The sequence below is a fragment of the Marmoricola sp. OAE513 genome (genome assembly GCF_040546585.1).
Taxonomy (GTDB): Bacteria; Actinomycetota; Actinomycetes; order Propionibacteriales; family Nocardioidaceae; genus Marmoricola.
In genome coordinates this window covers 2,125,826-2,141,945 of the sequence record NZ_JBEPOC010000001.1, presented here as the reverse complement: position 1 = coordinate 2,141,945, position 16,120 = coordinate 2,125,826, and the positions used below count along the sequence as shown (strand labels likewise).

General features: G+C 68.6%; 3 protein-coding genes. 1 reads left to right on the top strand and 2 read right to left on the bottom strand.

Annotated features, from left to right (window positions below; genetic code table 11):
• Window positions 1-21: 21 nt before the first annotated feature.
• Window positions 22-1,158 (top strand): epoxide hydrolase family protein, encoded by a 1,137-nt coding sequence (locus ABIE44_RS10730; protein WP_354437995.1) that lies wholly within the window; start codon window positions 22-24, stop codon window positions 1,156-1,158.
• A gap of 75 nt (window positions 1,159-1,233) precedes the next feature.
• Here ABIE44_RS10730 and ABIE44_RS10725 read toward each other — a convergent pair whose 3' ends face one another.
• A complete protein-coding gene (locus ABIE44_RS10725) occupies window positions 1,234-1,650 on the bottom strand; it encodes a hypothetical protein (RefSeq protein ID WP_209718300.1) in 417 nt (138 codons plus the stop codon).
• Between the two features lie 17 nt (window positions 1,651-1,667).
• Window positions 1,668-16,085 carry a CLIPPER-2 domain-containing protein gene (locus ABIE44_RS10720; protein ID WP_209718303.1) on the bottom strand — a complete coding sequence of 4,806 codons (14,418 nt, stop codon included), beginning with the start codon at window positions 16,083-16,085 and terminating at the stop codon, window positions 1,668-1,670.
• Window positions 16,086-16,120 lie beyond the last annotated feature (35 nt).

Below are 16,120 nucleotides of genomic sequence, written 5' to 3'. Positions count from 1 at the left end.
ATAGTACCTAGCGTCGGGGTCATGAAGAACAGCCACCACACCGAGGAGATCGTCATGACCCGCACCGTCGACACCAGCGTCCGTCCGTTCACCATCGAGGTCCCGCAGGCCGAGCTCGACGAGCTCGCCCGCCGGCTCGCGAGCACGCGTTTCGCACCGGCCGCCCCCGGGGACTCCTGGGACTACGGCACCCCGGAGTCCTACCTGCGCGACATGGTCACGCGGTGGCAGTCGTTCGACTGGAGGGCTGTCGAGGCCCGGGCCAACGCCGTTCCGAGCTACCTCACCGACGTGGACGGACAGACGATCCACTTCGTCCACGTGCGCTCGTCGGCCGACGACGCCCCCGCCCTGCTGCTGGCCCACACGTACCCGGGGTCGTTCCTGGAGTTCCTGCCGATGGTGGAAGAGCTCGCGAAGGACTTCCACCTGGTCATCCCGTCGATGCCCGGCTTCGGCTTCTCGACGCCGGTCACGGATGGTGGCTGGACGATGGCTCGGACCGCCCGCGCGTACGACACCTTGATGCGGCGCCTGGGCTACGACGCGTACGGCGTGCACGGGTCCGACGGCGGGGCGATGGTCGGACGCGAGCTCGCCGTGCTGAACCCGGAGGGCTTCCTGGGCGCACACGTGCTGCAGCTGTTCTCCTTCCCCTCCGGTGACCCGGCCGAGTTCGAGAACTTCGGCCCGAAGGAGTACGCCGCGCTCGAGCACATGGGGTGGTTCCAGTCGGTCGGTGGCTACAACGCGATGAACGGCTCCCGGCCGCAGACCGTTGCCGCGGGACTCTCCGACTCGCCAGTCGGCCAGCTCGCGTACTCCGAGCTCTTCGAGTCGTTCGGCAACGGCACCTCGCTGGTCACCCCGGAGCAGGTGCTCGAGCAGGTCTCGTTGTACTGGCTGACGAACACCTCGGCCGGATCGGTGCGCTACCACTACGAGGAGGCGCACGCAGGCGCCGAGCCGGTGGTCAGCGCAGGGCGGCTCGGAGTCGCCGTGTTCCAGGACGACTTCCAGACCATCCGCTCGCTCGCCGAGCGCGACAACGCCAACATCCAGCACTGGTCGGAGTTCGACCGCGGCGGCCACTTCGCGGCGCTGGAGAACCCGGACGCGATCGTGGCCGACCTGCGGGTGTTCTTCGGCCGGGCCTGACGAAGCACCGCCGGGCCGGACGGCGAAGGGCCAGGAGCGCGTGCTCCTGGCCCTTCGTGCTGCGTTCGTGCGTCGTCAGCCCTCGTCCACCGTGACGAACGGGGTGCAACGACCCTTTTTGGTGTGGCCCTTGTCGATGTCCTCGACCGTCACCTCGCGGTCGGCGCCCGGCGCGAGCTGGACCTCCACCGACTTCTCGCCGTACACCTCCGAGTTGTTCGGGTTGATGACCGACACGGTCAGGTGGTAGACCCGCGGCTTGCTCGACCCGTTGGTCAGCTTGCCGCTCGCCTGCCACTTGCGCGCCTTGTCCGGCTCGCAGCTGAACCCGGTCAGGTCAGCGATCGCGCCGGTCACGGCAGGTGCCGCGCTCGACGGGTCGTCCGAACCGCCCTTCTTCCCGGACTTCTTGGGCTCATCGCTCGAGCAGGCCAGAGGGACGGTGATCGCCACGAGGGTGGCGACCAGTGCACAACCGTTCCTGATATTCATTCGAAGCTCCTTCTGCTTCAAGCCGCGTGCTTACCGTTCAGCCGCGGACGCTTCTTGCGGTGGGGTGCCACCACGATCACGACGCCGGTCAGCGCCATGAGGATGCCGAGGCCACCGGCCGGCAGCAGCCAGCTCGAGGCGCCGGTCGCCGGCAACACCTGGGTCGACGGGGCTGCAGGACCGCCGGACCCGCCGTTGTCGTCGCCCGGCGTGTCGACCACCTGGCCACCGCACGCCTCAGCTTCGACGCGATCAGCGTCCGACGGGCAGACCGGCGTCTCCGTGGAGTCCCCGGGCGAGTCAAGGGTGCCGCCGGCCGGCGGGGTGCCCTGCGCGTTGGCGGTGTTGACGGCACGCCCCGCCCGGACGTCGGCTGCCGTGATCCGGTACGGCTCGTCGGCGGCACAGATCATCGAGGCGCCCGGCGCCAGGGAGCTCTTCGGGCAGGTGGTGGTGATCCCAGCCGCGGTGAGCTTCGGGTCCTTGACCCGCAGGCCGGTCATCGTCACGTCGCCGGTGTTGTAGACCGTGAACTCGTAGGAGATCTCGTCACCGGCGTCGGCGAACCCGTTCCGGTTGGCATCGACGAGCTTCGAGACGCGCTTGTCGAACGACAGACCCGGCGAGACCGCGGAGCCCGTCGAGCCCGGAACGACCACCTTGTCGGTGTCGGTCACCTTCGGGCCGGTCGGCGGCGTACCGACGACGTTCGCCGTGTTCGAGAGCGACTTGCCGCCCGCGTCGCCCGGCAGGACCAAATAGGGGGCCGTGCAGGTCAACGTCGCGCCGGGGGCGAGCACCGCGGGCTGGCTCAGCGGGGCACAGACGACTGCTCCCAGCTTGCCCGCACCGGTGAACGCGCCCTCGGTGATGGTCACGTCCCGCAGGGTCACGGTGCCGGTGTTCGTCGCCGTGAACGTGTAGAGGATCGTCTCCCCCGCCACGACCAGGGACTTGTCGGCGACCTTGACCAGGCTGATCGACACCGCCTGCGAGAGCGGGGTCGAGGTGGTGTCCGGAGGCGAGGTCACCGGCGGACCCGACGGCGGCGTACCGGTCACGGTCGCGGAGTTCTTCACCGCACCGCTGTCGACGTCTGCAGCCGTGACCAGGTAGGGCGACGACGTGCAGGTCATCGACGCACCCGCCGCCAGGGTCGTCGCCGGGCAGGTGACGGTCAGGGCAGGACCGGCCGGAGCGACCAACGTGTCGGTCACACTCACGTCGCTGACGTCGACGTCGCCGCTGTTGCGGACCACGAAGGCGTAGGTGATCGTGTCGCCGGCATCGGTCTTGGTGTTGCCGTTCACGTCGTCGATCGAGCCGACCTTCTTGTCGACCTCGAGCTTCGCGACCGGGAGGACCGGGGTGTGCACCGAGTCCGGCGGGGTGGTCACCGGCGGGCCGGACGGCGGCGTACCCGTCGCCGTCGCCGTGTTGTCGACCCGGCCTGCGCGCACATCGGCGGCCGTGATCGTGTACGCCCCCGCCGTGCAGGTCATCGACGCACCGGCAGCGAGGGTGGTCCTCGGGCAGGTCACCGCGAGCGCCGGACCCGCGGGCGCCGTGAAGGTGTCCGTCACGACGATGCCGGTCAGGCTCACGTTGCCCGTGTTCTGCACCTCGAAGGCGTAGGTGATCTTGTCACCGGCGTCTGTCCGGGCGTTGCCGTTCACGTCCTCGATCGAGGCGACCTTCTTGTCGACCCGCAGCAGAGAGGTCTGCGCGACTGGCGTGCTGGTCGTCGACGGCGGGGTCGTCAGCGGGCTGCCACCCGACGGCGTCCCGGTCGCGGTGGCGCTGTTCTTGATCGCGCCGGCGTCCACATCCGCTGCCGTGACAACGTAGGGCGAGGACGCGCAGGTCATCGACTCCCCGACCGCGAGCGAGCTCTTCGGGCAGCTCACGGTCAGCGCCGGACCGGCAGGCGCGACGAATTTGTCCGTCACGGAGACCCCGCTCAGGGGCACGTCACCGTCGTTCGTGACGACGAAGATGTACGAGATCCGGTCGCCGGCGTCCGTCTTCGCGTTTCCGTTCGCGTCGGCGATCGAGGCCACCTTCTTCTCCACCGTCAGCGAGGGGCTGCGGTCGATCGGGGTGTGCGTGGTGTCGGGCGGGGTGACGATCGGCGAACCGGTCGGCGGGGTGCCCTGGGCGGTCGCTGCGTTGTCGACCTTGCCCGCGGCAACGTCCGCTGCCGTGACCTTGTAGGGCGTCGCCGTGCAGGTCATCGACTCGCCGGCAGCCAGCGCGGTCTTCGGGCACGTCACCGTGACCTCCGGCCCAGCGGGAGCGACGAGTGTGTCCGTGACGCCGACGTTGGTGAGCGCGACGTTGCCCGCGTTCTCGACCTCGAAGACGTACGCGATGAGATCGCCCGCGTCGGTCTTGCCGTTGCCGTTCGTGTCGTTGATCGAGCTGACCTTCTTGTCGACCTTGAGCGACGGGGTCTGCACGACCGGGGTGGTCGTGGAGTCCGGCGGCGTCGTGACCGGCGGCCCCGACGGAGGCGTACCCGTTGCCGTCGCCGTGTTCTTGACCGCACCCGTGGTGACGTCGGCTGCGGTGACGACGTACGGGCTCGCCGTGCAGGTCATCGACTCGCCAGCCGCGAGGGTGCTCTTCGGGCAGGTCACCGTCAGGGCGGGACCCGCAGGAGCGGTGAAGGTGTCCGACACCGAGATGCCGGTCAGGGTCACCGTGCCGGTGTTCCTCACGTCGAAGGTGTAGCTGACCCGGTCACCCGCATCGGTCTTGCCGTTGTTGTTCAGATCCGTGACCGCAGCGACCTTCTTGTCGACGCTGAGTCCGGAGCTCTGGACGACCGGGGTCGTCGTGGTGTCCGGCGGCGACGTGACCGGGCCACCGGTGGGCGGGGTACCGGATGCCGTGGCGGTGTTCCTCACCGCAGCGGCGTCGACGTCCTGGCTCGTGATCGTGTAGCTGGACGCGGTGCACGTCATCGACTCGCCAGCCACCAACGTGGTCTTCGGGCACGTCACCGCCACGGTCGGGCCGGCCGGTGCGACGAAGGTGTCCTGGATGCTGACGGCCGTCAGGGTGACGTCGCCGACGTTCTTCACGTCGAAGGTGTAGGCGATCTTGTCGCCGGCATCGGTCTTGCCGTTGTCGTTCACGTCGGTGATCGACGCGACCTTCTTGTCGACGGTCAGTGACGGGGTCTGCGCGACCGGCGTGGTCGTGGTGTCGGGCGGCGTGGTGATCGGCGTGCCGGACGGGGGCGTGCCCGTCGCGGTGGCCGAGTTCTTCACCGCACCGGCTCCGACGTCGGCAGACGTCACGGTGTACGCCGACGACGTGCAGGTCATCGACTCACCGGCGGCGAGGGTCCCCTTCGGGCAGGTGACCGTCACGGCAGGGCCGGCCGGCGCCACCAAGACGTCGGACACGGAGATCCCCGTGAGGCTCACGTTGCCCGCGTTGGTCACGTCGAAGGTGTAGCTGATCTTGTCGCCCGCGTCGGTCCTCCCGTTGAGGTTCAGGTCGCTGACCGAGGCGACCTTCTTGTCGACCGTCAGGACAGCGCTCTGGACGACGGGCGTGGTCGTGGTGTCCGGCGGGGTGCTGATCGGCGTACCGGTCGGCGGGGTGCCCGTCGCGGTCGCCGAGTTCTTGACCGCGCCGGCGTTCACGTCGGCAGCAGTCACCGTGTAGGCGGTGGCGGTGCACGTCATCGACTCACCGGCGGCGAGCGTCCCCTTCGGGCAGGTGACCGTCACGGCAGGACCGGCCGGCGCCACCAGGACGTCGGACACGGAGATCCCCGTGAGGCTCACGTTCCCCGCGTTGGTCACGTCGAAGGCGTAGGTGATCTTGTCGCCCGCGTCGGTCTTCCCGTTGCCGTTGACGTCCGCGATCGAGGCGACCTTCTTGTCGACCGTCAGGGCAGCGCTCTGGACGACGGGCGTGGTCGTGGTGTCGGGCGGCGTTGTCACCGGGGATCCCGTCGGCGGAGTGCCCGTTGCGGTCGCCGCGTTCTTCACCGCACCGGCGTCGACGTCAGCTGCGGTCACGACGTACGGGGTGGCCGCACACGTCATCGACTCACCGGCCGCCAAGACCGATTTCGGGCACGCCAGCGTCAAGGCCGGGCCGGCCGGGGAGACGAAGGTGTCCTGGACACTCACCGACGTGAGGGTCACGTTGCCGGTGTTCTTCACGTCGAAGACGTAGCTGATCCGGTCCCCGGCGTCGGTCTTCCCGTTGCCGTTCGCGTCAGCGATCGACGCGACCTTCTTGTCGACCGTCAGCGACGGCGCCTGGTCGACCGTCGTGCTCGTGGTGTCCGGTGGCGTGGTGATCGGCGTGCCGGTCGGCGGGGTACCGGTTGCGGTCGCCGAGTTCTTCACCGTCGACGCATCGGCGTCCGCGGAGGTGATCGTGTACGGGCTCGCGGTGCAGGTCATCGACTCACCCGCGACCAGCGTGGACTTCGGGCAGGTCACCGCGACAGCGGGACCGGCCGGGGAGACGAACGTGTCAAGCACGCCCACCGACGTGAGGGTCACGTCGCCGGTGTTCTTCACGTCAAAGACGTAGTTGATCCTGTCCCCGACGTCGTTCTTCCCGTTGCCGTTGGCATCCGTGATCGACGCGACCTTCTTGTCGATCGTGAGCGACGAGCCCTGTGCCAACGGCGTGGTCGTCGTGTCCGGCGGCGAGGTGATCGGCGTACCCGACGGCGGAGTCCCGGTCGCCGTCGCCGAGTTCTTCACCGCACCGGCGTCGACGTCCGATCCCGTGACCGTGTACGGGCTCGCCGTGCAGGTCATCGACTCACCCGCGACCAGCGTGGACTTCGGGCAGGTCACGCTCACGGCGGGGCCGGCGGGAGCGACCAGGACGTCGACGACCGCGACCGCGGTCAGCGTGCTGTCGCCGGCGTTCTTGACGTCGAAGGCGTAGCTGATCTTGTCACCGACATCCGTCTTCCCGTTGCCGTTGACGTCCGTGATCGACGCGACCTTCTTGTCGATGGTCAGCGACGAGCTCTGCGCCAGAGGCGTGGAGGTGGTGTCCTCCGGGGTCGTCACGACGGGACCTGACGGGGGCGTGCCCGCCGCGGTCGCCCCGTTGTCGACCTTGCCGTTCGAGACGTCGGACGAGGTGACGGTGTAGGCCGAGGAGGTGCAGGTCATCGACTCACCGGCGGCCAGCGTGGTCTTGGGACAGGTCACCGAGACGGCGGGACCCGCGGGCGCGACCAGGGTGTCGTTCACGGTGACACCGGTCAGGGTGACATCACCCTGGTTCTTCAGGTCGAACAGGTAGACGATCTTGTCGCCCGCGTCGTTCTTGCCGTTGCCGTTCACGTCGGTGACCGACCCGACCTTCTTGTCGAGGGTCAGGAGCGGGCTCTGGACCAGCGGGGTCGTGGTCGTGTCCGGAGCCGTCGTGATCGGCGTACCGGTCGGCGGGGTGCCCGTCGCGGTCGCCGAGTTCTTCACCGCACCGGCGTCAACGTCCGCGGCGGTCACGACGTACGGGGTGGCCGCGCAGGTCATCGACTCGCCGGCAGCCAGCGTGGTCTTCGGGCAGACGACCGTCACCCGAGGCCCGGCCGGGGCGACGAGGACGTCGTCGACGGTGACCGCGGAGAGTGCGGTGTCGCCGGTGTTCTTCACGTCGAACGCGAAGCTGATGCGGTCTCCCGCGTCGTTCTTCCCGTTGCCGTTGACGTCCGTGATCGACGCGACCCGCTTGTCGAGGGTCAACGCAGAAGTCTGGACCAGCGGCGTGGTCGTCGAGTCCGGCGGCGTCGTCACGGGGGTGCCGTTCGGCGGAGTGCCGGTCGCGGTCGCGGAGTTCTTGACTGATCCGACGCTCACGTCACCCGCGGTCACCGTGTACGGCGACGCGGTGCAGGTCATCGACCCACCCGGCGCAAGCGACGTCTGGGGGCACGTCACCGTGACGGCCGGACCGGCCGGGGCGACGAGGACGTCGGCGACACCCACGGACGTGAGGGTCACGTCGCCCGCGTTCTTCACGTCGAAGACGTAGTTGATCCTGTCACCGGCATCGGTCTTCCCGTTGCCGTTGACGTCCGTGATCGACGCGACCTTCTTGTCGATGGTCAGCGAGGGCGACTGAACCAGGGGCGTGGTCGTCGTGTCGGGACCCGTCGTGACCGGCATACCGGACGGGGGCGTGCCCGTGGCGGTAGCGGAGTTCTTGACCGCACCGGCGTCGACGTCGGCGCCGGTGACGGTGTACGCCGAGGCGGTGCACGTCATCAGCTCGCCGAGGGCGAGGGTCGTCTTCGGGCAGGTGACCGAGACGGCCGGTCCTGCCGGAGCCACCAGCACATCGGTCACGGCCACGCTGCTGAGCGCGACGTTGCCGACGTTCTGCACGTCGAAGGAGTAGGTGATCCTGTCCCCGGCGTCGGTCCTGCCGTTGCCGTTGACGTCCGTGATCGACGCGACCTTCTTGTCGATGGTCAGCGAGGGCGACTGGACCAGCGGCGTGGTCGTCGAGTCCGGAGCGGTCGTGATCGGCGAACCCGTCGGGGGCGTACCCGTGGCGGTGGCGGAGTTCTTCACCGCACCGGCGGCGACGTCTGCCGTGGTCGCGACGTACCCGGAAGCCGTGCAGGTCATCGACTCACCCGGGACCAAGGCGGTCTTCGGGCAGCTGACCGCGACGGCAGGAGCTGCCGGCGCGACGAGCACGTCGGTGACGCCGACGGAGGTGAGGGTCACGTCGCCGGTGTTCTTCACGTCGAAGGCGTAGCTGATCCTGTCGCCGGCATCGTTCTTGCCGTTGCCGTTCAGGTCGGTCACCGAGGCGACGCGCTTGTCGAGCGTCAGCGCTGGCGCCTGGGCGAGCGGGGTGCTCGTGGTGTCCGGCGCCGTGGTGATCGGCGAACCCGTCGGCGGCGTGCCGGTGGCGGTGGCCGCGTTGTCGACCTTGCCGTTCGTCACGTCCGCAGCGGTGATGACGTAGGCGGACGCCGAGCACGTCATCGACTCACCCGCAGCCAGCGTGGTCTTCGGGCACGTCACCGTGACAGCAGGACCAGCCGGAGACACGAGCGTGTCCGTCACCGAGATGCCCGACAGGGTCACCGTGCCAGCGTTGCTCACGTCGAACGTGTAGTTGATCTTGTCGCCCGCGTCGGTCTTTCCGTTGCCGTTGACGTCCGTGATCGACGCGACCTTCTTGTCCAGGGTCAGCGACGAGGACTGCGCCAGCGGCGTCGTGGTCGTGTCAGGAGCCGTCGTGATCGGCGCACCGGACGGCGGCGTGCCCGTCGCAGTCGCCGAGTTCTTCACGGCTCCGGCGTCGACGTCGGCGGCAGTGACGACGTAGGCGGATGCCGTGCAGGTCATCGTCTCCCCCGCAGCCAGGGTCGCCTTCGGGCAGGTCACCGTGACAGCAGGACCGGCCGGTGCGACCAGGACATCCGCCACAGATACACCGGTCAGGGTCACGTCCCCTGCGTTCTCGACGTCGAAGACGTAGTTGATCCGGTCGCCGGCGTCGGTCTTACCGTTGCCGTTCACGTCCGTGATCGACGCGACCTTCTTGTCGATCGTCAGCGAGGGCGACTGCACCAGCGGCGTGGTCGTCGTGTCCGGAGCAGTGGTGATCGGCGCACCGGACGGCGGGTTGCCCGTGGCGGTCGCGGAGTTCTTCACAGCGCCCGCACCGATGTCCGAGGACGTCACGACGTAGGCGGTAGCGGTGCAGGACATCGTCTCTCCTGCGACCAACGTGGTCTTGGGACAGGTGACGGTCACGGCCGGAGCTGCCGGGGCGACCAGGATGTCCGTGACGCTGACCGAGGTGAGAGTGACGTCGCCGGTGTTCTTCACGTCGAAGATGTAGTTGAGCTTGTCGCCGGCGTCAGTCTTGCCGTTGCCGTTCGCGTCCGTGATCGATGCGACCTTCTTGTCGATCGCGAGGCCGGGCGACTGGGTCAGCGGGGTGGTCGTGGTGTCCGGCGGCGTCGTGATCGGTGCGCCGGTCGGCGGAGTACCGGTGGCGGTCGCGGAGTTCTTCACCGTCGTCGCGTCGACGTCGGCTGCGGTGATCGTGTACGCCGACGCCGTGCAGGTCATCAGCTCGCCGGCCGCCAGGGTGGTCTTCGGGCAGGTCACCGTGACCTCCGGGCCAGCGGGGGCGACCAAGGTGTCAGTCACGTTGACCGAGGTCAGAGTGACGTCGCCCGCGTTCTTGACATCGAAGACGTAGTTGATCTTGTCGCCCGCGTCGTTCTTGCCGTTGCCGTTCACGTCCGTGATCGAGGCGACCTTCTTGTCGATCGTCAGCGACGGGCTCTGCACCAGCGGGGTCGTCGTGGTGTCCGGAGGCGTCGTCACCGGCCCACCGGTCGGCGGCGTGCCGGTCGCTGTGGCCGAGTTCTTCACGGCGCCGGCGCCGACATCGGCAAGGGTCACGAGGTAGGAGCTGGCAGTGCAGGTCATCGACTCACCCGCGGTCAGCGTCGTCTTCGGGCAGGTCACCGTGACCTCCGGGCCAGCCGGGGCGACCAGGGTGTCCGTGACGCTGACCGAGGTCAGGGTCACGTCACCGGTGTTCTTCACATCGAAGACCCAGTTGATCCGGTCGCCGGCGTCGTTCTTGCCGTTGCCGTTCAGGTCCGTGATCGACGCGACCTTCTTGTCCAAGCTCAGGGCAGGCGACTGCACCAGCGGCGTGGACGTGGTGTCCGGTGGCGTCGTGACCGGACCACCGGTCGGCGGCGTACCGGTAGCGGTCGCTGAGTTGTCGACCTTGCCGTTCCCGACGTCGGCGCCGGTGATCACGTACGCCGAGGCGGTGCAGGTCATCGACTCACCGGCGACCAGCGTGGTCTTGGGACACGTCACCGTGACCTCCGGACCAGCGGGAGCAACCAGGGTGTCCGCGACGCTCACCGACGTGAGGGTCACGTCGCCCGCGTTCTTCACGTCGAAGACGTAGTTGATCCGGTCCCCGGCGTCGTTCTTGCCGTTGCCGTTCAGGTCCGTGATCGACGCGACCTTCTTGTCGATCGTCAGCGACGGGCTCTGCACCAGCGGCGTCGTGGTCGTGTCAGGAGCCGTCGTCACCGGCCCACCGGTCGGCGGCGTGCCGGTCGCGGTGGCCGAGTTCTTGACCGCTCCAGCATTCACGTCGCTGGAGGTCACCGTGTACGGCGACGCCGTGCAGGTCATCAGCTCTCCGACGGTCAACGCCGTCTTCGGGCAGGTGACCGAGACAGCAGGACCGGCCGGTGCCACCAGCACATCGGTGACCGAGACAGCCGTGAGCGGGACGTCGCCGACGTTCTTCACGTCGAAGGCGTAGGTGATCCGGTCCCCGGCGTCGTTCTTGCCGTTGCCGTTGACGTCCGTGATCGAGGAGACCTTCTTGTCGATCGTCAGCGAGGGGCTCTGCACCAACGGAGTGGTCGTCGCATCCGGCGGCGTGGTGATCGGGCCGCCCGCAGGCGGGGTACCCGTGGCGGTCGCAGAGTTCTTGACCGCTCCGGCGGTGACGTCGTTGCCGGTCACCGTGTACGGCGAGGCGGTGCAGGTCATGGTCTCACCCGGGGCCAACGCCGTCTTCGGACAGGTCACCGAGACCTCCGGACCAGCAGGGGCGACCAGGGTGTCGGTGACACCGACACTGGTCAGGGTCACGTTTCCGGTGTTGGTGACGTCGAAGACGTAGCTGATGCGGTCACCGGCGTCGTTCCGGCCGTTGCCGTTCAGGTCCGTCACGGACGCGACCCTCTTGTCGATCGTCAGCGCAGCGCCTTGGACGAGCGGGGTGGTCGTCGTGTCCGGCGGCGTCGTGACCGGGGTCCCGGACGGCGGTGTGCCCGTCGCCGTGGCGGAGTTCTTCACCGCGCCTGCGTCGACGTCGGCACCCGTCACCGTGTACCCCGACGCGGTGCAGGTCATCAGCTCTCCGACGGCCAGCGTGGCCTTCGGGCAGGAGACGGTGATGGCAGGGTTGGCGGGAGCGACCAGGACGTCGCTCACGGACACGGAGGTCAGCGGTACGTCCCCGGTGTTCTTCACGTCGAAGACCCAGTTGATGCGGTCGCCGGCGTCGTTCTTACCGTTCCCGTTCAGGTCCGTGATCGAGGCGACCTTCTTGTCGATCGTCAGCGCCGGCGACTGCACCAGCGGGGTCGTTGTCGTGTCCGGAGGCGTGCTGATCGGGCCACCGGACGGCGGGGTACCGGTGGCGGTCGCGGAGTTCTTCACCGCGCCGGCTGTGACGTCGGCCGAGGTAGCGGTGTACGCCGTCGCGGTGCACGTCATCAGCTCGCCGGCCACGAGTGTGGTCTTCGGGCAGGTGACCGTGACCTCCGGCGCGGCGGGGGCGGTGAGGACGTCCGTCACCGAGACGCCGGTCAAGGTCACGTCACCGGTGTTCTTCACATCGAAGACCCAGTTCACCCGGTCGCCCGCGTCGTTGCGACCGTTGCCGTTCACGTCGGTCACCGAGGCGACCCGCTTGTCCAGCGTCAGCGCAGGCGTTTGGACCAGAGGCGTGGACGTGGCGTCCGGGGGCGTCGTGAGACCCGCGCCGGACGGGGACGTCCCCGAAGCGGTGGCGGAGTTCTTGACTGCCCCCGACCCGACGTCCGCAGCCGTCACCGTGTACGCGGTCGCCGTGCAGGTCATCGACTCGCCGGCGACCAAGGTGGTCTTCGGGCAGGTGACCGTGATCGCCGGGCCCGCTGGCGCCACGAAGGCGTCCGTCACGGAGACACCGGTCAGGGTCACGTCGCCGGTGTTCTTCACGTCAAAGGCGTAGGTGATCTTGTCGCCGGCATCGTTGCGGCCGTTGCCGTTCACGTCGGTCACCGAGGCGACCCGCTTGTCGAGCGTGAGCGCAGGGCTCTGCGCAACAGGCGTGTGGGTCGTGTCCGGCGGCGTAGTGACGACAGGGCCACTGGGCGGCGTGCCGGACGCGGTCGCGGTGTTGTCGACCTGGGCAACGCCGAGGTCCGCCGTGGTGATCGTGTACGGCGCGGCGGTGCACGTCATCGACTCACCGGCGACCAGCGTGGTCTTCGGGCAGGTGATCGTCAGGGCAGGACCCGCCGGGGCGACGAACGTGTCGAGCACGCCGACCGAGGTCAGGGTCACGTCTCCCGCGTTCTTGAGGTCGAAGGCGTAATTGATCTTGTCGCCTACGTCGGTCTTGCCGTTGCCGTTCACGTCGGTGATCGAGGCGACCTTCTTGTCCAGGGTCAGGGAAGGACTCTGGGTCAGCGGCGTCGTCGTCGTGTCAGGGGGCGTCGTGATCGCCGTGCCGGACGGGGGCGTGCCCTTCGCCGTGGCGGAGTTCTTCACCGCTCCGGTGTTCAGGTCGGCAGACGTCACGGTGTAGGTGGACGCCGTGCAGGTCATCAGCTCACCGACGGCGAGCGAGGTCTTCGGACACGTGACCGAGACCTCAGGTCCGGCGGGCGCGACGAGCACGTCGGTGACGGAAACCGCGGTCAGCGCGACGTCACCCGTGTTCTTCACGTCGAACACGTAGGCGATCCGGTCACCGGTGTCGGTCCTGCCGTTGCCGTTCGCGTCGGTGACCGACGCGACCTTCTTGTCGATCGTCAGCGCCGGTGTCTGCGTGATCGGGGTGTGCGTCGTGTCCGGCGGGGTCGTGATCGCGGCGCCCGTGGGCGGGGTGCCGGTGGCCGTCGCCGCGTTGTCGACCTGGGCGACTCCGACGTCCGCAGCGGTGATCGTGTAGACCGCCGCCGTGCAGGTCATCAGCTCCCCGGCGACCAGCGTGGTCTTCGGGCAGGTGATGCTCAGCGCCGGGGCGGCCGGCGCCACGAACGTGTCGGACACATTGACCGAGGTCAGCGTGACGTCGCCGGCATTCTTCACGTCGAAGGTGTAGGTGATCCGGTCGCCCGCGTCCGTGCGCCCGTTGCCGTTGACGTCGGTGACCGACGCGACCTTCTTGTCGATGGTCAGGGCAGGGCTCTGCGCCAGGGGCGTCGTGGTCGTGTCCGGACCCGTGGTCACGGGAGAGCCGACCGGCGGCGTCCCGGTGGCGGTCGCGGAGTTCCGGACCGACCCGGCGTTCATGTCGGCCGCGGTGACGGTGTAGGCGGACGCCGTGCAGGTCATCTGCTCGCCCGGGACCAGGGTCGTCTTCGGGCAGGTCACGGTCACCGCCGGACCGGCGGGGGCGACGAGGGTGTCCGCGACGCTCACCGAGGTGAGCGTGACGTTCCCCGTGTTCTTCACGTCGAACGCGTAGTTGATCTTGTCGCCGGTGTCGGTGCGCGAGTTCGTGTTCGCGTCGCTGATCGAGGCCACGCGCTTGTCGATGGTGAGTGCGGGGGACGGCGGTGTCGGCGGCGGGACGCACGCGGCGTTGTCCGTACTGACGCCTTGCTCCTGGGTACCTGACAACGCAGCGGAGTTGTAGAGACCCGTGCCGGACCCGGCACACGCGGTCGCCTGGACCAGGTCGGTGTATCGGAAGGTCGTGGTCACGGTGTAGGTGTGGGTCACGCCGGCCGCGATCGACGTCGACGAAGGAACGATGGTGAAGGTGTACGGCGAGCTCGCCGGGAACGGACTGGCCGTCCCCGCGGCCGCAGCACCGCTGCCGCTGCTGCTCCAGCTCGCGGCCGTGGGCTTGAGGTTCGCGGCGAAGGCCGGCGTGTCGGTCAGGCCGGTGTAGGTACCCGTGGCGTTGCCGCTGTTGGTCACCTTGACGTCGTGCGTGACCTGGTAGTTGCCGTTCGCATCGGGCCCGGTGACCGTCCCTGCCGTCTTGGAGACGTTGAGCACGGGAGCAGGCAGCGCGCTGTTGCTGAGCGTGCAGGTGATATCCGCACCTGCGACCGGAGTCAGCGTCAGCGAGCCCGAGAATGCGGCACCGTTGGGGAGACCCGTCTGCAGGCCCTTGGAGTCGGTACAGGTGATCGTCGCGCCGTACGCGGGCAGACTGGTGGTGCCGGAGGCAGCCTCGGTGAGGAAGTACGGGGTGCCGGCGGTGGCGACGTAGGCGCCTGTGGTTCCGGTGCCGGAGGTGACCGTGGAGCCGGAACCAGCGGTCGTCGCGTTCGTCGCAGAGCTCACCACCGTGCCGGTGGCCGACCCCGTGCGGATCTGCATGGTGAACTCGTCGGTGTCGGCCTTGCGCGCGGTGCCGAGCGTCTTCACGAGCGTGATCCGCGGAGCGCGCACGACCAGGGTTGCCGGGGTCGGCGGCAACAGGTTCGTGTCCACGTTGCTGGGGCCGTTGGTGTAGGTCCCCTCGGCCGCCGCAGTCACGTCCACGGTGATGGTGCACGACGTCTGACCTGCGGGAATGTCGCCTCCGACGACGTTGATGGTGCTGGATCCGGCGGCTGCGGTGGCGCTGTACGCGACGCTTCCTGCTGCTGCGTTGTTCTTGCAGGTGCCGCCCAGGTTCGGCGCTGCGGCGACGACCAGACCGGAGGGCAGGTTGTCAGTGATCGTCCAGTCGTTCTTGGCCTGCAGATCAGTGGTGTTGGTGACGGTGATCGTCAGGGTCGATTTGCCACCAGGGCCGATCAGCGCCGGACTGAAGGACTTGTCGACGGTCGGGGTGACGTCGACGATCTGGGGGAGGTCGAACGAGACATCGTTGCCGCTGCCCGACGTGGTGTTGTTGTAGAGCTGGAAACCGAGGTTCGCCGTGCCGGTCAGGGGCATCCGGATGGCACCGGACTGAAGCTTCGCCACCTGGGTCTCCCCGATCAGCTGGCCTCCCGGGAAGGTGCACGGGTCGAGCGGGGTCTCGTTCGCGCCCGTCCCCAACGTGTCCGCAACCCCGTTCACGAGCAGCGAGAACGTCATCTTCGCGTGAGCCGCGAAGCAGTTGACCTCCGCAAAGTAAGCGGAAATCGCGTAGTAGTGGCCAGGCTGAGCGACGATCGTGGAGCTGGTCTTCAGCTCGTATCCCGCGGCGATGGTGCCCGAGGCCTTGTTCGTGTACTCGGTGAGCACCTGGTTGCTAGCCGCCTGAGCAGCCGTCATCCCCTGCGCCGTGCCGAGTGCGGCCGCCATCGCCTGCAGCTGCTGCCAACCGGCCGGCTGGTTGTTGTTGCACCCTGCGTCCTGGGCTGTCGTGGGCCTCGGGGTCGAGGAGTTCATCACCCAGCCGTTGCACTGCCCACCGGCCGGCAGGTACGGGGTGTCCGCGGTGTAGAGCATCCCGGAGGTGCCCACGTAGCTGGTGAGCGGAATCCCCGAGCTCGTGGCGCTCTGGTTGGAGAAGTCTTCGGAGAAGAGCGGGACGCCCGCCGCGGGAACGCCCGCGGCCACCGGCGTCGTCCGGTCCGCGGTGACCGACTGCGGCGTGGTGAAGGCGACCAGCGCCATCGCGACCACGGCAAGCGCCAGGCCCGAGTTCGTGAACCGGGTGACGAGGGCACGTCCACCAGAGCTTCGTCGAGTGCGGAGCATCATTTCTCGTGACTTCCTTCGGGCCTTGGGGGGCCCGG